Origin of the sequence: Amycolatopsis sp. NPDC004079 (assembly GCF_040610415.1) — a bacterium.
Lineage (GTDB): Bacteria > Actinomycetota > Actinomycetes > Mycobacteriales > Pseudonocardiaceae > Amycolatopsis > Amycolatopsis halotolerans.
In genome coordinates this window covers 1-18,755 of sequence record NZ_JBEXMH010000045.1, presented here as the reverse complement: position 1 = coordinate 18,755, position 18,755 = coordinate 1, and the positions used below count along the sequence as shown (strand labels likewise).

The window sequence follows — 18,755 nt, the reverse complement described above, 5'->3', positions numbered from 1 at the left end:
GCCGGGGGCGCGGGGCCGGATCCGCCGCGCCCCGCGAGTCAACCAGGAGGAGCCGGGACCCCTCCCGGATCGTCCTCGGGTTCGAGCAGCGCCAGGTCCGGCGGGACCAGCGACGTCGACAGCAGGAGTTCCTTGATCAGGTTGTCGTTCAACGCGTTCCCGACCGGCTCGCCGACCTCTTCCCTGGTCAGCCCGGCCACCCCGGCCCGCGCCAGACGGGCGCGCACCGCGCCGACGAGGTGTTCGACGCGCTTGCCGCTCCAGCGCGCTTCCGGCTTCAGCTCGGACAATTGTTCCGCCACCTGCCGCCACGCGAGCGGCTGCGGATACTGGTCCTGCAGCAGATACCGCTGCGCCAGCGAAACCAGGACGAGCCGTTCGTCCGGGGTGAGCCGCCACATCCGCGGCGGTTCGGTGACGTCCTGCGGCCGCGAATCCGGGCGGCGGCCGTCCGCGCCCGCGACGTACACCTCCAGCAGATGCTCGCGTCCGGCCGAACCGCGCACGAACGCCGCGGTGTAGCCCTCGGCCAGCGGCACCGGTTCCTCCTCCGGGAACAGCAGCCGCGAACCGGGCAGCCGGATCGGCAGCTTCCCGGTGTTGTGGATCCACCAGGAATCCCCGCGGCGCACCAGGAATCCCTGCTGCCTGCTGACTTTCCGGTCGTCCTCGCCGACGCACACGTGCACGTCGTCGCGGTTGCGCCCGAACAGCACCTGCCTGCCGTCGCGCGGCGGCATCCGCACGCCGCCGGTGACGGCGAGCGCGAAAATCGTGCCGGGCGGCGAAGGCGGGACGCCGTGCGCGAGACTGCCGTGGTCCGGGCCCAGCTCTTCCGGCGGTGCGGGAAACGCGGTCATGTCTTCGGCAGCTTTCCGGCCAGCGAACCGGCCAAGGTGGACGCCGGCGCGCACAGCCGTTCCGGCGGCCCGCCGCCCTTCACCACGACCCGCAGCCGTTCCACCCTGGGTTCCCCGTGCGCGTCGGTGTAGCGACGGTAGACGAGGACCGCCTGGCAGCTGCCGTCGGCGAAATCGTTGGTCTTGAGATACGCGTCGTGTCCGCCGATCTGCACGAGCTGGCCGGTCGTGCTGTCCGGCGGCTGGTCCCGGTCGAACATGACGGTGACCGAACGGTCGCTCGCCGGGCTCGTCCAGTCGCACCACCAGCCGCTGAAACCGCGCTCGATCCGGACCGGCGCGACGACCCCGGCCGCGGCGGAGATCGCGAGCGTGTCCAGCAGCGAGCACGCGTCCACGTACGCCAGCGAACCCGCCGGGAACGCCGCCGCGCGCGCCGGAACCCCGGCCGCCGTCATGGCTTTCGTGGCCGAAGCGACCGCGGTGTCGGCAGCCTGGCAAAGGTCGAGCTTGTAGGCGTCGTCCTGCTTCTTGGCCGTCACTTGCACCACGAACCGGTCCTGCAGCGGAATCTGCCGCACGCACTGGTCCTTGTCCGAGGCGGCGAACACCGTGAACGGCCCGGACTTCGACTGCGCGCCCTCCAGCGCCGCGGCCGGCGGATCGTGCAGCTCCGCCAGGACGTCCGCCTTCAGGTCGCCCTGGTGCAGGATCACGTCGCAGCGGTTGAAGTTCCCGTAGTCCGGGACGACTTCCGGTTCGCCGAACGGTTTCAGCGGCGCGGGATCGACCACCCGGCACGGATCCGCGGCCCGCGGGTCGGGGCCGAGCCCGAGCTTCGCCTGCGCCACCGGGGCGTCCGGCGGGGAGGTTTTCGCCGGGCGCGTCACGAAATACGTGGTGACCACGACCGCGACCGCCACGACGGCCACCCCGGCGATCAGCAGCCCGCGCCGCTTGCCGCGGCGCGGCGGCACCTCGACCGGCAGGGTGTCGATCCCCTCGGCCAGCAGCTCCCCCGCCGCCACCGCGGTCGGCCGCTCGGCGGGGTCGAGCCGCATCAGCCGTTCCAGCGTCGGCGCGAGCCCGTCCGCGTGCCGCGTCGGCGGGACCGTCCCCTCGGCGACCCGGCGGATCGTGGCGTACTCGTTGCCGCCCGAGAACGGCGCCTTGCCCTCGACGGCCGCGAAAAGCGTTGCCCCCAAGGAAAAAACATCCGACGCCGCGGTGGGCGCATGCCCTTGCGCGACCTCCGGGGCCAGGTAGTCCGGCGTGCCGCCGATGAGCGGCGAATCGGTCACCGTCTCGTCCGTGCGGACCGAGCGGGAGATGCCGAAGTCGGTGAGCTTGGCGCGGCCGTCCGAGGCGATCAGGACGTTGCCCGGCTTGACGTCGCGGTGCACGATGCCGTGCGCGTGGACCGCGCCGAGCGCCGCCGAGAGCTGCACGCCGATTTCGGCGACCATGCGCGCGGGCAGTCTTCCCTCCGCGGCGAGGATTTCCGCGAGGCTGCGCGACGGGACGTACTCCATCACGAGCCACAGTTCGTCGCCGTCGGCCGCGACGTCGAAGAAGGTGACCACGTTCGGGTGCAGCACCCCGGCCGCCAGCCGGGCTTCGCGGCGCAGCGTCCGTCCGCTCACCACGTCGGACAGCCGGGCCTGTTTGAGTGCCACCTCGCGGCCGAGCCGGTCGTCGTGGGCCCGCCAGACGACGCCCATGCCGCCGCTGCCCACCCGCTCCAGCAGCCGGTACCGGTCCGCGATCAGCTGGTCCGCGTCCACCGACGCTCCCCTCGGCGTGGTCCGACCCCTGTGAGGTAACTCGCAGTAACGATACTGCATCGCCTCCGTCGGCAGAAGGCGGCCCGGGACCCCTCCCGCCGCCGCGCCCTACCTTCGCCGACGTCCCCGTCCGCGCGATCGAAGGAGTTCCGATGCGCGCCCCCACCCGCACCCTCGTCCTGGCCGCCGCTGCTGTCCTGGCGGCTGTTTTCGCCCCGGTCGCCCACGCCGCCGAGTCCCGCCTGCACATCACCGCGGGCGGCACGCCGAATCAGCCGCGGGTGTACACCGGCGGTGCGAAATCCGTATCCGGCATCGACGTCGACGCCGATTGGGTCGTCCTCGACGGCTTCGTCCTCGACGAACCGTCCGCGCCCGGCGTGGAGATCCGCGGCAATCACGTGACCCTGAAGAACACCAGGATCACCGCCCCGCACGGCGGCGACGGCGACGGGATCCGGTTCTTCGGCGACTACATCGCCATCGAGCACAACACGATCAGCAAGACAGCGAACCGCGACGGCGCGCACGCCGACTGCATGCAAACTTTTTCCAGCGACAGCCCGCCGAGCAATCACATCCGGATCGAAGGAAACCGCTGCGAGAAAATCGACAACATGTGCCTGATGGCGGAAGGCCCGAACGACGGCCAGGGCGACGGAAAAGGCCACACCACCGATTTCCTCGTCAAGGACAATTTTTGCGAGACGCTCGTCGCTTCGCAGACGCTGATGTTCGAGGACGTCCAGCAGGCCACCATCACCGGCAACACCTTCGCCGCGGGCCCGGACCACGCGATCGGCTTGGCGATCCACTCGACCGGCGCCCGCGTCGAGGGCAACCGCGTGGACCCGTCGATCCCGTGCGAGGTCGGCATCGACGACTCCTCGCGCGAGGGCTACGTCGGCCCGGAGCCCGCTTGCGCTCCGTGACCTATGTGGACGGTCCGGCCGACAGCGCACCGTGACTGGGACTGCCCGAATTCACGCCGGGTTCGGGCAGTCGGGTGAATCGAAGGTGACGCGGTTCACGACGCGACGGGGCGGGTACTTCCTCCGGGACGGCAGGCGGGCCGCCGAAGGAGACTTCCATGCTCAGTCACCACGAACGCGTCGAGCTGGACAAGATCGAGCACTGGTTCGAAACCAGCGACCCGGAACTGGCCGCCGCCCTGCGCCGCGGCAAACCGGCCCGCTCCGCCGCGCTGCTGACCGCGTTCGCGATCCTGCTGGACGTCGCCGCGTGCGGTCTGCTGGTGGCCGGTCTGGTCGGGGCGAGCCCAGTGCTGACAGTGTGCTCCCTGTTCGCGGCGGCAGGTGGGGTGGCGGCGCACGTCGCCGGGTGCCGCGACCGCGGGTGACTGGCTACCGCTTTCCGCCGGAGTTACGGGCGGTTGCGGCTCGGGCTGGCCCGCGTCCAACCTGGACTGCAGCGCAATGATGCGGCACCCGGCAGCGAGCCGGGTTGGCGACAGTTCCTGGCCAGGCTGGAAACGACAAGCTCCGACATCCGGCCGAAAGGCGCTCACTCCAGCACAACGCCAGGCCAGATCGCGCTCAGCTCGGCCGCCCGGGCAAGAACGCCGCGTCGCCACCGCACCGTCCACCTCCGACCTCCCGCCGCAAACCGTCCCCGCAAGCACCGAGCCGGAGCCCGACCCGACCGCTCCGACCCTGCCTCGCCGACCAGCCCGCCGACGCACCCCCGCCATTTCCGGATGCGCCGCCCACCCCGCGCACCGCACACTGGTCTCGTGTCCGAGTGGGTGCTGCATGTCGACCTCGACCAGTTCATCGCCGCCGTCGAGGTGGCGCGGCGGCCGGAACTGCGAGGGCGGCCGGTGATCGTCGGCGGGAACGGCGATCCGGCCGAGCGCGCCGTCGTGGCCACCGCGTCTTACGAGGCGCGCGAGTTCGGCGTCGACTCCGGCATGCCGCTGCGGCTGGCCGTCAAACGCTGTCCGGACGCCGTCCTCCTCCCCGTCGACGCCCCGGCCTACCAGGAAGTCTCCGACCGCGTCATGGCGCGGCTGCGGGAGTTCCCGGCGGTCGTCGAGGTGCTCGGCTGGGACGAGGCGTTCCTCGGCGCGACCGCCGACGATCCCGAAGCGCTCGCGGCGGAAATCCGGCGCGGCGTCGAGGAGGAAACCGGGCTCTCGTCCTCGGTCGGAATCGGCGACAACAAACTCCGCGCCAAGCTTGCCACCGGTTTCGCGAAACCGGCTGGAATTTACCGGCTCACCCAGGAAAACTGGTGGGATGTGATGGCGGAAAGGCCCACGGACGCGTTGTGGGGAATCGGCCAGAAAACCGCGAAGAAGCTCGCCGAGGCCGGGTACTCCACCATTCTCGACCTCGCCGCCGCCGACCCGGACGCGCTTGCCGCGAGGTTCGGGCCGAAGCTGGGCCCGTGGTACCGCCTGCTGGCCGGCGGCATCGGTGACACCGAGGTCAGCGCGACCCCGTACGTCGCGCGTTCCCGAAGCAGGGAAACAACATTCCAGCAAGATCTCACCGACCCCGGGGCCATCGCGCGGGAGACCGCGACCCTCGCCGCCCGCGTCGCGCAGGACGTCGCCGACGAAGGGCGTCCTGCCGCGCGCGTCGCGGTCAAGGTGCGGTTCGCGCCGTTCCTCACGCACACGCACAGCGTGACGCTGCCCGCACCGACCTCGGATCCGGCGGAGCTCGCGGCGGCTGCCCAGGAACTGTTGGGGCGCTTCAGTTTCGGCAAACCAGTGCGGCTGCTCGGCGTCCGGGCGGAGTTCCCGCGCGCTTGACAGGCCCGGACCGGCCTTGCCAAGGTGGAACCCACGCGCCCGCCGGGGCGCGGCTCGGGGCCGAGAGGCGCTGCGACGGGGTTTCCCCGCCACGCTCGGCCCGCGAGAGTGCTGGTGAAGGGCGCCTCCTGGTTCAGGAGGTGTCGCGTGCCACTGGCGATTCCGGCCCGGTCAGCACCGTCGTGCGAGGTGCGCCGTGTGGTCGGAGACCAACTCGATCGTATCGGGGACAACCCGCCGGATCCGCCGGAAAACCTGCTCTCGCACCGAAGTCGGCAGGATCAGGTATGCCGAGACGGTGGAAAGCAGGCCGACGAGTTCGTCCGCGCTCAGCGTCATGCGCTGCTGGACGACGACTTGGCGGACGTCGGCGAACAACTCCGACTGCTCGAGTTCCGTGCCCGGCCACTGGAGTTCGTTCTCCGGCGGCGTGCCGTCCGGCGAGGGGAACTGCGCGGTCTCCAGAAACGGAGCCTGAGCCTCCTCGATCGCTTTCCGCACCGCGGGATCCGCCGGTTCGACGGGTCCGCCGAACGACGCGAACACCCCGCCCGGAGCGAGCAAAGCGGCGATGCGCGGCCACCGCCCGGCAGGCTCCGTCCAGTGCAGCGCCGCGGCCGAGTACACGAGTCCGTACTGCCGATCCGGCCGCAGGTCTTCCAGCGCGCCCTCGCGGGTCACCACATCGGCGGGCACGTGTTCGCGCAGTTCGGCCAGCATCGCCGGATCCGGGTCGGTCGCGGTGACCGCGATCCCCCGCGCCGCGAACACCCGGGTCATTTTCCCTGTCCCGGCCCCGATTTCGAGCGCGTCGACCACCGGCGCGCCCGCGTAGTCCAGCACCTTCTCGACTAATTCGGCGGGGTATCCCGGGCGGAACCGCTCGTACGCCGCGGCCACCGACCCAAAACTCAACGCGCGCTCAGTCATGTCCGTCATTCTGGCCTGACCCGCACCGCGCACGCCTTCCTTTTTCGGGCGCCGGCAAGGCGCCCGAGATCCATTCTGCCCGAAAACCCTGGAAAGGACCGGAAAAATGTCGCCCACCCTGCGTACCGCCGACGGCCTGGAGTTCGCGGTCGCCGACCTGTCGCTCGCCGCGGCCGGACGCATCCAGCTCGACCTCGCCGAGCACGAGATGCCCGGCCTGATGGCCATCCGCCGCGAGTTCGCGGAGTCCCAGCCGCTCAAGGGCGCGCGCATCGCCGGCTCGCTGCACATGACCGTGCAGACCGCGGTGCTGATCGAAACGCTCGTCGCGCTCGGCGCCGAGGTGCGCTGGGTGTCCTGCAACATCTTCTCCACCCAGGACGAGGCGGCCGCGGCCGTCGTCGTCGGTCCGAACGGGACGGTCGAGCACCCCGAGGGCACCGCCGTGTTCGCGTGGAAGGGCGAAACCCTCGACGAGTACTGGTGGTGCACCGACCAGCTGTTCCGCTTCCCCGGCGGCGAACCGCCGAACATGATCCTCGACGACGGCGGCGACGCGACCCTGCTCGTCCACAAGGGAGCCGAGTTCGAGAAGGCGGGCTCGGTGCCCGCCGCACACGAGGACGACCCGGAGGACTACCGGATCCTGCTGCGCACCCTGACCGCCAGCCTGGCCGAGGACCCGCGGCGGTTCACCCGGATCGCCGGCGCGATGCGCGGGGTCACCGAGGAGACCACCGCCGGCGTGAACCGGCTGTACCAGCTCGCCGCCAACGGCGAACTGCTGTTCCCGGCGATGAACGTCAACGACTCGGTCACCAAGTCGAAGTTCGACAACAAGTACGGAATCCGCCATTCGCTCCCGGACGGCCTCAATCGCGGCACGGACGTGATGATCGGTGGGAAGTACGCCGTCGTGTGCGGGTACGGCGACGTCGGCAAGGGCGCGGTCGAGGCGTTGCGCGGACAGGGCGCGCGCGTCGTCGTGACCGAGATCGACCCGATCTGCGCGCTGCAGGCCGCGATGGACGGGCTCGACGTGGTGGAACTCGACGACGTCGTGGAGCGCGCCGACATCTTCCTCACCACCACGGGCAACTTCGGCATCATCTCCGCCGCGCAGATGGCGCGGATGAAGCACCAGGCCATCGTCGCGAACGTCGGGCACTTCGACAACGAGATCGACATGGCCGGGCTGGCGAAGCTCCCGGGCATCGTGAAGACCGAGGTCAAACCGCAGGTGCACACGTGGCGTTTCCCGGACGGCCACGCGATCATCGTGCTGTCCGAGGGCAGGCTGATGAACCTCGGCAACGCGACCGGGCACCCGTCGTTCGTGATGTCCGCTTCGTTCGCGAACCAGGTGCTCGCGCAGATCGAACTGTTCACCAAGCCGGGCGACTACGCGAACGACGTGTACCGGCTGCCGAAGCACCTCGACGAGAAGGTCGCGCGGCTGCACCTGGACGCGCTCGGCGTCCGGCTGACGAAGCTCAGCAAGGAGCAGGCGGAGTACATCGGCGTGGACGTGGACGGTCCGTACAAACTGGACCATTACCGCTACTGAAACCAAGAACGCCGGATGCCGCCGGACGGAGCAGGGGCTGCGCCGAATGCCCCCGTTTCCGCCCGGCGCGCGGCGGCGATCCTTCGGGAGTGCGCACCGGCTGCCCGGCACCCGCCCGCTGCCTCAAGGAGAACGCCTCGTGCTCGCTCTCGGACTCATCCTGCTCGTGCTCGGCGTCCCGGCTCTGTGGACGGTCGGGATCATCCTCGCCGCGTCGGCGGCGGGCGCACTGGTACTGAGCGGCTGCCGGGCGATCCGGCGCGTGCGCGCTGAAAGGGGTCCTCCGGCTCCGAGGGGGAGGGAGAGCCGAAGGACCCCCGGTAGTGTTAGCACACTGCCAAGCAGCTTGTACACGTCCCGGTACCCGATCGGGTACAGCCGCGCCGGCCGCGCAGCGTGACGCCGCGCGGGACCGCCGGGGGTCAGGAAGCCTGCCGCAGCAGGGGTTTCCCCGCTCCGGTGCAGGCGCAGTCCGCGTCGAGGGTGTGACAGTCGATGATCAGGCCGTGCCGGACCCGGTCGAGGTCCAGGCAGGACGGGTCCGTGCACTCGGCGAACCCGCGGTCCGGGTGGACCACCAGGGTTCCGTGACAGTGGTCGATGCCGCTCGTGCAGAACGCGCACTCCATGCTCAGCCGCCTTCCGCTCAGGTTTCGAATCCCCGGCGCCAGGTGCTCCGGGGCCGGACTCCTCTTTGGTACCACTGGAAAACTCGCCGTCGCAGGATACCTGGCGGCGTGTCGGGCTCCCCGGTCCGGTGAAGTCGGCCGCACGTGCTCACCGGGCGTGACGATCGGCATTTTCCGGACGGCGGCGGAGAAAATTCACTGTTCCGCGCTGTGGAACATCCTTGCCCGGAGTTCGCCCGCGCGGTACCGGCGAAACCCGGTTTCGCGCCGGTCAGGCGCTTTTCGGCCGCCGGGCCCGCGAGGCCGGTTTCTTCGCCGCCGCTTTGCCGTCGCCGGCGGCCTTTTTCGTCTCCTTGGCGGGCCCGCGGGTCTTCTTCGCCGCCGACACGCTTGCCTCCAGCGCCGCCATCAGGTCGACGACCTCGGCCTTTTCCCCTTGTTTCGGCGCGCCGACCGCCTCGCCGCCGCCCGCCTTCGCCTCGATCATCGATTCGAGCGCTTCCCGGTAGGAGTCCGAGTATTTCTCCGGTTCGAACACCGGCTCGGACAGCGAGTCGATCAGCGACCCCGCCATCGTCACCTCCTGCGGGCGGACCTGCGGCGGATCCTCGCGCAGGAACGGGAAGTCCGGGACCCGCACCTCGTCGGCCCACAGCATCGTCGTCATCACGAGCACGTCGTCCACGACGCGCAGCAGCGCCAGGCTCTCCCGCTGGCGCACCGCGACCTTCGCGATCGCCACCTGGCTCGCCTTCTGCAGCGCGTCGCGCAGCACGATGTAGGGCTTGACCGCGTTCTTCTGCGGCTCGAGGTAGTAGGTGCGGTCGAACCGGATCGGGTCGATCGACTCCAGCGGCACGAATTCGAGCACGTCGATCGAACGCTGGGTGGGCAGCGGCAGTTCGGCGAGGTCGGCGTCGGTGATCACGACCATCTCGCCGTCGGGCAGTTCGTACCCCTTGGCGATGTCGGAGTAGGGCACCTCTTCGCCGTCGATCGAGCAGAACCGCTTGTACTGGATCCGCCCGCCGTCGGCGACGTGCACCTGGCGCAGCGACACGTTCTTGTTCTCGGTCGCCGCGTACAGCTGGATCGGGATGCTGACCAGCCCGAAGGACACCGAGCCCTTCCACATCGACCGCATGCCGCGCACCTCCGCCGAGTTCGCCGGTACGTATTCACGCTCGGTGACCACCGTAGCCGCGATCGTCCGAATCCGACAGTCCGCGCAGGTCCGGGCTCTACGCGCAGCCACCGCGAGTGCGCAGCCACTCACCGGCGGCTGTCTCCGGATCCTGCGCCGGGAAGTCGGGCACGATCGGCCAGGCCCCGTACGGCCTCCCGGTCCGGTCGACGTCGACGGTGGTGGTGACCAGCAGTTTCGCCCCGTCGGCCAGGTCGAAGACCTCGTTGCCGGTGGCGTATCCCGCGGTGCGCCCGCCGAACGTCGCGACGCGGCCGAGCCCGCGGAAGGCGATCAGCGTCGCTTCCCCCGAGCTGGCGGTATCGCGCGAAGTCAGCACCGCGACCGGCGGCGCCGGCCGGGTCAACCGGACCGGGTTGACCTCCTCCGTGCCGGGGTGCTCGCCGATCCAGGCCCGGCCGTCGCGAATGGACCAGAAGCTGGGCGCGAGCCCCGGCCCGGCGAACGAACCCGCGATCCCGTCCCCCAGCAACGGGGCCAGCACAGTCAGCATCGGCCACATGTTCCCGCCGCTGTTGTCGCGGAGATCCACGATCCATCCGCACGGGGCCCGTGCTTCGACCGCTCGCAGCGCCGCGGTCCCGGCCGCGACGTAACGCCGCTCGCCATCCGGGTCGGCGACGAAGCCAGGCACCTCCAGCACCGCGATGCCGTCCGCCGCGCGGCTCGACGGCACTTTGATCGTCGCCGCCGACGGCGCCCGTGCTTGCAAGGGACTGAGCAGCTTGGTGTGCGGATTGCCCAGTTCGGCGAGCACGTCCCGGATCATCGGATAGGTCCCGGACAGGGTCGGAACCCCTTCCGCGGCACGCACAGCGCCGGCTTCCGCGCGCGGCCAGTCGACCCGGTCGCGGTCGATCGAATGCGCCCGCAGCAGGTTCAGCGCGCCGAGAAGATACGTCCGAGGCGTCGGCACTGACGGCTGGGCCGCGACCAGTCCGGCGCCGAGCATTGCCAAGACGACGATCGCGGCCAGCGCTCTTCTCAAGCCGGGGTCCCCGGGAAGTGCGGGTTCTCGATCACCCCGACCAGGTTCCCGTCCGGAGCGCGCACCAGCGCCGTCCGGATCCCGCCGCCGAAGTCGGTCACCGCCGCGTGCTCGGCCGCGCCCTCCCCGACCAGCTTCGCCACCGCGGCTTCCACATCGGACACGCCCCAGTACGTCACCGGCCCGTCGCCGTTCTCCGCGCGGCCGTTCGGGTCGAGCGCCAGCTCATAGCCGTGCACGCTGTAGCCGACATAGAACGGCTCGTCGAAGTACGGCGGCACCCCGAGCACGCGGGTCCACCACTCCTTGGCCGCGGCGAGGTCGTCGGCCGGATACACGATCGTGCGCAGTCCATCGAACATATGTTCATCCTGGCACAGCTGACCCGGATCAAGGTGCGACAGACCGCGGCGACGGGTCGAAGTCGAAGAGAGCCAACGCGTTGCGGTGGAGGATCTTCTCGATCTCCTCGGCGGGCAAGCGGGATTCCTTGATGTACTCGAACGTCCGCCGGTAGGACTCGGCCGACAGCAGAACGGGGAAGTCGCTGCCGGGCACGAGGCGGTCGGCGCCGAAGGCTTCGCAGGCGCACCGGAGCGCGGCCCGCGAGCCCCAGCCGACGGTGTCGTAGTACAGGCTGCGAGCCGTCACGCTGGGCGGGCTGAGCAGATCCGGCGTGTTCGCCTGCCCGTCGAGCCTCGCCAGCTGCATCGGGATCATGCCGCCCAGATGCGGGACGATGATCTTGATGTCCGGATAGCGCGCCGGGATGTTCCGCTTGATCAGATGGAGCACGAGTGCGGTGTCCTCAAGGGACGCCCCGGCTGCCCCCGTGAAGCCGTAGTCGTTGATGAACGGCGAGCAGATGCCGTTTTGCGCCGGATGGAAGAACAGGGTCGTTCCCCGCTCGTTCATCTCCTCGTACAGCGGTTCGAATTCCTCTTCCGCCGTGGAGCGGTTGAACACCGAGCAGTTCATGGTCACGCCGACCATGCCCAGTTCGTCCAGCCCGCGCCGCATTTCCTCGAGTGCCGCGTCAATGTGCGGCAAGGGCAGGGAAACGAACGACGAGAACCGGCCGGGGTGCGACGCGGTCAGCTCGCGGTAGGCGTCGTTGAGCACGTGTGCCGCCTCGACCGCCACCCGGGATTCCGCCGCGTAGGGCGCGATACCGGCGGCGGAGAGGATCTGCCGCTCCACTCCGGCCTCGTCCATCATGTCGATGCGCTGCTCGATCATCCCCGGTTCGTCGGTCATCACCGCCAGCGCCTTGCGCTCCCCCAGCACCGAACTCGCCGCGGTCGAAGCCGCGGACTTCGCGGCCAGCTTTGGCCGATACGCACCAGGAAGGTAATGGGCGTGTACGTCGATGATCATTTGTTTCGATCCTCCCCGCATTCTCGTGAATGCATCTCTACAAATCTGCCGGGTCCCGGCGCAGGGTGACCTCGCGCCCGGACGCGGTGCGCACCGTCACCGCGTGCACGCCATGCGGGCCGGATACGACCGTCAATGGCAGCCGGTCGAAGGTCTCGGCACCGATGTGCTCCCGCAGTTCGTCGGCGTCAGCGCCGATCTGCAGCCGGGTCACCGCCGCCCCGCGCTCGCCGTTCTCCGCCGCCCCGCGATCCGGATTGGTGGCCGGATCGTCGCGGTAGAACCAGTTCGGCAGCCCGCGACGCCAGCACGTGTCGAGCGCGCGGCCGGGACCGGGAGCGGTGGTGATGATGCGCTGGGTCCCGTCGGGCTGGACGCGCCCCGGAACCCGCGCCACCTCGCCGCCGAGCCGTTGCGCGACCTCGGCCAACTCGTCGAAGGTGTCAGCGCGCAGGCTCCAGAACATCCACCGGTCGCCGTCCGCCACGACCCGGTCGAACCAGGCGACGGCTGGCTCCCGTTCGGCCGCGGGAGCCGTCACCGCCTCGACCTCCAGGTAGACGTCCCCGCCGAGCGGGAAGATCGTGTTCGCGATGACTGCGGCGAAAGCACCCCCGTCATAGCAAGCGAGTCCGGTTTCCTCCCGCACCCGGCGGACGCCCTCGTCCAGATCGGGGACGCCGAGGCAGAGGTGATCGAGATGGAACATGGGGTCCTCCTTGTCTCACCACGTCACGGGGAGCTCGTGCACCCCGTAGCCGAAACCGAGGTGTCCGCGGCGATCAGGCCATCTCCCTCGCGGATCAGCTGCCCTCCGACTTCCAGGTCCTCCCGCACGACGCGTCACCGTCCACTGTGGACGGTAAGGCATCGGAGTCCCCCCTGCGGAAAGTTGCCAAACGAATGTTCAGATACTTACCGAACACATGTTAGGCATCTCGGGCGGCCTTGTCCACCGTCATGATCAAGACCGCCGTGGCGAACCGGAGAAACCGTTGTGTTTCAGTCGAAAACGAGCGAGAAGAACTCGTCGACGAACGCCAGCACGGCGTCCGCGCCGGAGTGCTCGGCGGAGTTCGGGAAGAGGGCGACGCGTCCGTGCGCCCCGACGAACGCGATCACGGCGGCCCGCTCCGCGGGCACCCGGAGCGCGATCCCCGCCTCGGCGCACCGCGCGAACCCGTCGACGAGCAGACCGATCACGTCGGCCAGCGGCCCGACCCGCCGCGCGCCGGGCTCGGTCCGAGGCGGCCCGTTGGCCGTCATCAGCCGGTAGTGCCCGGGGTTGTCGACCGCGAACCGGCAGGAGGCGTGCAGCATCGCCCGGACGCGGCCGACCGCGTCGCCGGAATCCACGCGCGCCTCGGCCGCCTCCATCGCGACGCGCAGACGGCCGAACTCGTGCTCGGCGAGGCCCGCCACGAGCGCGGCCCGATCGGTGAAGTGCTGGTAGATGCTGGCCGGCGCGATCCCGGCGGCGCGGGCGACTCCGCGGATGGTCAGCCCGTCCTCGCCGCCGAGCTCTGACAGCAACCGGCTGGCCGCGTCGAGGATCTCCCCGCGCAACAGCTCGCCTTCTCCCCAGCGATTGCGCGTGCGCGGTGCGCCGACCGGGGCTTCTTCCGACATGTCCCCATTCTTACGCCCGCGCCGCCGCGGGGCTTGGGCAGCCACGCGGGGCGACGTGCTCAGAAGCCGAGGGGATGCAAGGAGAGCCAGTCTGCGTGCCGAATTTTCAGCCGGTCGCGTTCTCTGGTCGCGGTAAGCGTGCTTCAGCCGGTGTTCCGACGACGGGCACTCGGACCATTGCCGCTGCCACAGCGCTGACAGTCGGCGTCCGAGCCCGATCCCGCGTCGACGTGATGGGCCGGTGACAGCGGACTACGACGATCGCTCCGTGGCAAATCTCGTCCCCGCACCCCCCGATCGTTCCCCGTCGTCCAGGCCTCCCCCTGCGAGAACGCAACTTTTCGCGGTCCGCATAATTTTTCGCACCACGCAACTTTTGCTGCTACTCTCGTCCCAGTGACCTCCACCGCACCTCTGGGCCTGCGCGAGCGCAAGAAGCGAGCCGCGCGAAGGGCGCTTGCCGAAGCCGCGCTGCGGATCGCGCTCGAGCGGGGGGTCGAGCAACTGCGGGTGGAGGACATCGCGAACGAGGTGGGCGTTTCCCCGCGCACCTTCAACAACTATTTTTCCAGCAAGGAGGAAGCTGTCTGCGCGTTCATCGTCGAACGGCAGGAGCGCGTGCGCGAAGCGCTTCTGGCCCGGCCCGCTGACGAACCGCTGTGGGAGGCGGTCGTCAACGCCTCCATCACCCGGTTCGCCGAGGACGACCGTCCGATTCGCGAGGACGTGCGGCGGGTGCGGGCGATGATGGAGAACGGCGGCTTGTTCGGCGAGATGCTGCGCGCGTACGCCACTGTCGAGCGCGTGCTGGCCGACGCCATCGCCGAGCGAGCGGGCGAGCACGCAAATCCGTTGCACGCGCGGCTGATGGCGAGCATTGTGCAGAACGCTTCGCGCATCGCCTTCGATACCTGGCTCAATTCGGACTCCGACGACAAAGAGTTCGTATCCGCTTTCACCGGCCTCCTGCGGGAGGCCGCCGCCGGGATGCCGGCCCTGGCCGCGTCCGGCGCGGCCCGCTAGACCCGAACCGACGCTATTCACTTCTTTGGGGGAGTACCCGACCGTGCTGGTCAAACTGTTGCGCAGCTACCTGCGCCCGTACCGGGGCACGCTGTGGCTCGTCGTCGCGCTGCAACTGGTGCAGACGATCGCCGCGCTGTACCTGCCCACGCTCAACGCCGACATCATCGACGGCGGCCTCGTCAAGGGCGACACCGGCTACATCATGGAGATCGGCGGCGTGATGCTGCTGATCACGCTGGTGCAGATCGCCGGGTCGATCGGGGCCGTCTACTACGGTTCCCGCGTCGCCGCGGCCGCCGGCCGCGACATCCGCGCCGGAGTCTTCCACCGCGTGCAGGATTTCTCCGCGCGCGAGATCGGGAAGTTCGGCACGCCGTCGCTGATCACCCGCACCACCAACGACGTCCAGCAGATCCAGCTGCTCGCCGCGCTCACCTTCACGCTGATGGTGTCCGCGCCGATCATGTGCGTCGGCGGCATCCTGCTCGCGCTGCAGCAGGACGTGCCGCTGTCGTCGCTGCTCGTCGTGATCGTGCCGGTGCTGGGCGTCGCCGTCGGCCTGATCGTCATGCGGATGCGCTCGGCCTTCCGGCTCATGCAGGTGCGCCTCGACAAGATCAACCAGGTGCTGCGCGAGCAGATCATGGGCATCCGGGTGATCCGCGCGTTCGTGCGCGACAAGCACGAGCGCGAGCGCTTCGGCCGCGCCAACGACGAGCTGTTCACCGTGTCGCTGCGGGTCGGCAGGCTGATGTCGCTGATGTTCCCCACCGTGATGCTGGTGGTGAACGTCTCCAGCGTCGCCGTGCTGTGGTTCGGCGGGCAGCGGGTCGACAGTGGCGCCATGCAGATCGGCGCGCTCACCGCGTTCCTGGCCTATCTGCTGCAGATCCTGATGGCGGTCATGATGGCCACCTTCATGTTCATGATGGTGCCGCGCGCGGAAGTCAGCGCCGAGCGCGTCAGCGAGGTGCTGGACACCGAATCGAGCGTGCGCCTGCCGGACGAGCCGCTCCCGGCCGGAGCCGACCGGGGACACCTCGACCTCTCCGACGTCGAATTCCGGTACCCCGGCGCGGAAAAGCCGGTGCTGCAGGACGTTTCGCTGTTCGCGCGGCCCGGCGAGACCACCGCGATCATCGGCAGCACGGGCAGCGGGAAGACGACGCTGCTCAACCTGATCCCGCGGCTGATGGACGCCACCGAGGGCTCCGTCCGGGTGGACGGCGTCGACGTGCGCCGGCTCGACCAGGCGGCGCTGTCGTCGGTGGTCAGCATGGTGCCGCAGAAGCCGTACCTGTTCGCGGGCACGGTCGCCAGCAACCTGCGCTACGGCAATCCGGACGCCACCGACGAGGAACTGTGGCACGCGCTGGAAGTCGCGCAGGGCAAGGACTTCGTGGAACGGATGGAAGAGGGCCTCGACTCCCCCATCTCCCAGGGCGGCACGAACGTCTCGGGCGGGCAGCGGCAGCGGATAGCCATAGCGCGGATGCTGGTGCACCGGCCGGAGATCTACCTGTTCGACGACTCGTTCAGCGCACTCGACTACGCCACCGACGCGGCGCTGCGCCGCGCGCTCGCCGACGAAATCCGCGACGCGACCGTCGTCATCGTCGCGCAGCGGGTCAGCACGATCCGCGGCGCGGACCGGATCATCGTGCTCGACGACGGCCGCGTCGTCGGCACCGGAACCCACCACGAGCTGATGGACACCAACGAAACGTATCGGGAAATCGTGCTTTCGCAGCTGACTGAGCAGGAGGCGGCGTGAGCGAGGAAACGAAAACCGCCACCGCGCCCGACGCCGACGAACCGGCCGCCGTCGCGCGCGACAAGACCAGGCCGGAACCGTCGGCGGGAATCGGCCGGATGATGGCCGCGGGCATGCCCGCGGAAAAGGCGCTCGACTTCAAGGGTTCGCTGGCCCGCCTGCTGCGGCTGCTCCGCCCGCAACGAGCGGCGCTGGCCGGGGTGCTGGTGCTCGGGGCGATCGGCGTCGCGCTGACCGTGGTCGGGCCGAAGGTGCTCGCCCGCGCGACGGACCTGATCTTCGCCGGCGTCACCAGCAGGCACCTGCCGCTGGGCGCGACCAAGGAGCAGGTGATCGACGGCCTGCGAGCGCGCGGGGAGAACACCCTGGCCGACATGTTCACCAGCGTCGACCTGATGCCCGGCCACGGCATCGACTTCACCGCGGTCGGCCAGGTCCTGATGATCGTGCTGGCGCTGTACGTCTTCGCGTCGTTCCTGGGCGTCATCCAGGCGCGGCTCACCACCGATCTCGTGCAGGGCGCGGTTTTCCGGCTGCGCCAGGACATCGAGGCGAAGTTCGCGACGCTGCCGCTGCGCTACTTCGACCGCCAGCCGCGCGGCGAGGTGCTGAGCCGGGTCACCAACGACATCGACAACCTGGCGCAGTCGCTGCAGCAGACGCTCTCGCAGATCGTCACGTCGCTGTTCACCGTGCTGGGCGTGCTGGTGATGATGTTCGTCATCTCGCCGCTGCTGGGCCTGATCGTGCTGCTGACGGTGCCGGTGTCGGTGTTCGTCGCGGCCAAGGTCGGCAAACGCGCACAGCCGCAGTTCATCCGGCAGTGGGGCACGACCGGGAAGCTCAACGCGCACATCGAGGAGATGTACACCGGCCACTCGCTGGTGCACGTCTTCGGCCGCCGCAAGGAGGCCGAGGAGGTCTTCCGGCAGCAGAACGAGGCGCTGTACGAGGCGAGCTTCAAGGCGTCCTTCATCTCCGGCACGATCCAGCCGGTCATGATGTTCATCGGCAACCTGAGCTACGTCCTGGTCGCCGTCGTCGGCGCGCTGCGAGTCGCGTCGGGAACCCTGACCCTGGGCGACGTGCAGGCGTTCATCCAGTACTCGCGCCAGTTCAGCCAGCCCGTCACGCAGATCGCGAGCATGGCGAACCTGCTGCAGTCCGGCGTCGCCTCGGCCGAGCGGGTGTTCGCGTTGCTGGACGCCAAGGAGCAGGAACCGGAGCCGGAGCACCCGCAACTCCCCGAGGTCGTGCACGGGCAGGTCGAATTCGAGCACGTGTCGTTCAGGTATCTGGAGGACACCCCGCTCATCGAGGACCTGTCGCTGTCGGTCGAACCAGGCCACACCGTCGCCATCGTCGGCCCCACCGGCGCGGGCAAGACCACGCTGGTCAACCTCCTGATGCGGTTCTACGAAATCGACGGCGGCCGGATCACCCTGGACGGCGTCGACATCAAGGCCATGGACCGCGAACAACTCCGCGCGAAGACCGGCATGGTCCTGCAGGACGCCTGGCTGTTCGGCGGCACCATCGCGGAAAACATCGCATACGGCGCGGACAACGTCACCCGCGAACAAGTCATCGAAGCCGCGAAGGCGACCTACGTGGACCGCTTCGTCCGCACCCTCCCAGACGGCTACGACACAGTCCTGGACGACGAGGGCGGCACGGTCAGCGCGGGCGAGAAACAGCTGATCACCGTCGCCCGGGCCTTCCTGGCCAAGCCAGCGATCCTGATCCTGGACGAGGCCACCAGTTCGGTCGACACCCGCACCGAGGTCTTGATCCAGCACGCGATGAACTCCCTGCGCACCGGCCGCACGAGCTTCGTGATCGCCCACCGCCTCTCCACCATCCGGGACGCGGACGTAATCCTGGTCATGGAAAACGGCAACATCGTGGAACAGGGAAACCACGAAACGCTCATCAACGCGGGCGGCGCCTACTCCCGCCTCTACGCGGCCCAATTCGCCGAAGCCATGGCAGAAACCGAATAACAAACCACCGATGTCCGTGAGGGGAACCCTGAGGGAATCAGATTCCCTCAGGGTTCCCCTCACGGACTTTCCCCCAAGCACCCACCCAACCGCAGCCGCTGCACCCAAATCGAGGCGCCCACACCACCCCCGCACCCCGATACGAAGCCAAAAACGCGGCGCGGGGGTGTTTGTCAAGGCATCTTTCCCGCCTTGACAAACACCC

General features: G+C 69.4%; 17 protein-coding genes. 7 read left to right on the top strand and 10 right to left on the bottom strand.

Annotated features, from left to right (window positions below; all coding sequences use genetic code 11):
- Positions 1–38: 38 nt before the first annotated feature.
- A complete protein-coding gene (locus tag ABZX37_RS34115) occupies positions 39–860 on the bottom strand; it encodes an FHA domain-containing protein (protein WP_354746626.1) in 822 nt (273 codons plus the stop codon).
- A complete protein-coding gene (locus tag ABZX37_RS34110; protein WP_354746624.1) occupies positions 857–2,644 on the bottom strand; it encodes a serine/threonine-protein kinase in 1,788 nt (595 codons plus the stop codon). Before ABZX37_RS34110 ends, ABZX37_RS34115 begins: the two co-directional genes overlap by 4 nt.
- Positions 2,645–2,796: 152 nt before the next feature.
- Between ABZX37_RS34110 and ABZX37_RS34105 the strand changes: the two genes are divergently transcribed.
- The 3 genes from ABZX37_RS34105 (at position 2,797) to ABZX37_RS34095 (ending at position 5,423) form a co-directional block, all read left to right on the top strand.
- On the top strand, positions 2,797–3,576 hold the full coding sequence (locus tag ABZX37_RS34105) for a right-handed parallel beta-helix repeat-containing protein (RefSeq protein WP_354746622.1): 780 nt from the start codon (positions 2,797–2,799) through the stop codon (positions 3,574–3,576).
- 158 nt (positions 3,577–3,734) lie between these two features.
- Positions 3,735–4,004: a DUF3040 domain-containing protein gene (locus ABZX37_RS34100; RefSeq protein ID WP_354746620.1), complete on the top strand. Its 270-nt coding sequence runs from the start codon at positions 3,735–3,737 to the stop codon at positions 4,002–4,004.
- 357 nt (positions 4,005–4,361) lie between these two features.
- The gene (locus ABZX37_RS34095) at positions 4,362–5,423 is read left to right on the top strand and encodes a DNA polymerase IV (RefSeq protein ID WP_354746618.1); all 1,062 of its coding nucleotides are present in this window, start codon (positions 4,362–4,364) and stop codon (positions 5,421–5,423) included.
- A gap of 171 nt (positions 5,424–5,594) precedes the next feature.
- Here ABZX37_RS34095 and ABZX37_RS34090 read toward each other — a convergent pair whose 3' ends face one another.
- A complete protein-coding gene (locus ABZX37_RS34090; protein WP_354746616.1) occupies positions 5,595–6,353 on the bottom strand; it encodes a class I SAM-dependent methyltransferase in 759 nt (252 codons plus the stop codon).
- A 106-nt stretch (positions 6,354–6,459) separates the two neighbouring features.
- Between ABZX37_RS34090 and ahcY the strand changes: the two genes are divergently transcribed.
- Complete coding sequence (gene ahcY / locus ABZX37_RS34085) at positions 6,460–7,920, top strand: adenosylhomocysteinase (protein WP_354746614.1); 1,461 nt, start codon at positions 6,460–6,462, stop codon at positions 7,918–7,920.
- Positions 7,921–8,342: 422 nt separating this feature from the next.
- On the opposite strand, the gene ABZX37_RS34080 is transcribed toward ahcY, so the two are convergent.
- The 7 genes from ABZX37_RS34080 to ABZX37_RS34050 all read right to left on the bottom strand — a co-directional run bounded on the left by ABZX37_RS34080 (position 8,343) and on the right by ABZX37_RS34050 (position 13,747).
- The gene (locus ABZX37_RS34080; RefSeq protein ID WP_354746612.1) at positions 8,343–8,549 is read right to left on the bottom strand and encodes a hypothetical protein; all 207 of its coding nucleotides are present in this window, start codon (positions 8,547–8,549) and stop codon (positions 8,343–8,345) included.
- Positions 8,550–8,820: 271 nt separating this feature from the next.
- Positions 8,821–9,693 (bottom strand): Ku protein, encoded by an 873-nt coding sequence (locus ABZX37_RS34075; RefSeq protein WP_354746610.1) that lies wholly within the window; start codon positions 9,691–9,693, stop codon positions 8,821–8,823.
- Positions 9,694–9,790: 97 nt separating this feature from the next.
- Positions 9,791–10,741, bottom strand: coding sequence for a S41 family peptidase (locus tag ABZX37_RS34070; protein WP_354746608.1), 951 nt, complete (start codon positions 10,739–10,741; stop codon positions 9,791–9,793).
- Complete coding sequence (locus tag ABZX37_RS34065) at positions 10,738–11,103, bottom strand: VOC family protein (RefSeq protein ID WP_354746606.1); 366 nt, start codon at positions 11,101–11,103, stop codon at positions 10,738–10,740. Before ABZX37_RS34065 ends, ABZX37_RS34070 begins: the two co-directional genes overlap by 4 nt.
- Before the next feature lie 28 nt (positions 11,104–11,131).
- A complete protein-coding gene (locus ABZX37_RS34060; RefSeq protein ID WP_354746604.1) occupies positions 11,132–12,118 on the bottom strand; it encodes an amidohydrolase family protein in 987 nt (328 codons plus the stop codon).
- A gap of 37 nt (positions 12,119–12,155) precedes the next feature.
- The gene (locus ABZX37_RS34055) at positions 12,156–12,827 is read right to left on the bottom strand and encodes a VOC family protein (RefSeq protein ID WP_354746602.1); all 672 of its coding nucleotides are present in this window, start codon (positions 12,825–12,827) and stop codon (positions 12,156–12,158) included.
- 293 nt (positions 12,828–13,120) lie between these two features.
- Positions 13,121–13,747: a TetR/AcrR family transcriptional regulator gene (locus ABZX37_RS34050; RefSeq protein ID WP_354746601.1), complete on the bottom strand. Its 627-nt coding sequence runs from the start codon at positions 13,745–13,747 to the stop codon at positions 13,121–13,123.
- Positions 13,748–14,143: 396 nt separating this feature from the next.
- On the opposite strand from ABZX37_RS34050, the gene ABZX37_RS34045 reads away from it, so the two are divergent.
- The 3 genes from ABZX37_RS34045 to ABZX37_RS34035 all read left to right on the top strand — a co-directional run bounded on the left by ABZX37_RS34045 (position 14,144) and on the right by ABZX37_RS34035 (position 18,550).
- On the top strand, positions 14,144–14,770 hold the full coding sequence (locus ABZX37_RS34045) for a TetR family transcriptional regulator (protein ID WP_354746599.1): 627 nt from the start codon (positions 14,144–14,146) through the stop codon (positions 14,768–14,770).
- A 43-nt stretch (positions 14,771–14,813) separates the two neighbouring features.
- Positions 14,814–16,547: an ABC transporter ATP-binding protein gene (locus ABZX37_RS34040; protein WP_354746597.1), complete on the top strand. Its 1,734-nt coding sequence runs from the start codon at positions 14,814–14,816 to the stop codon at positions 16,545–16,547.
- A 98-nt stretch (positions 16,548–16,645) separates the two neighbouring features.
- On the top strand, positions 16,646–18,550 hold the full coding sequence (locus ABZX37_RS34035; RefSeq protein WP_354746735.1) for an ABC transporter ATP-binding protein: 1,905 nt from the start codon (positions 16,646–16,648) through the stop codon (positions 18,548–18,550).
- Positions 18,551–18,755 lie beyond the last annotated feature (205 nt).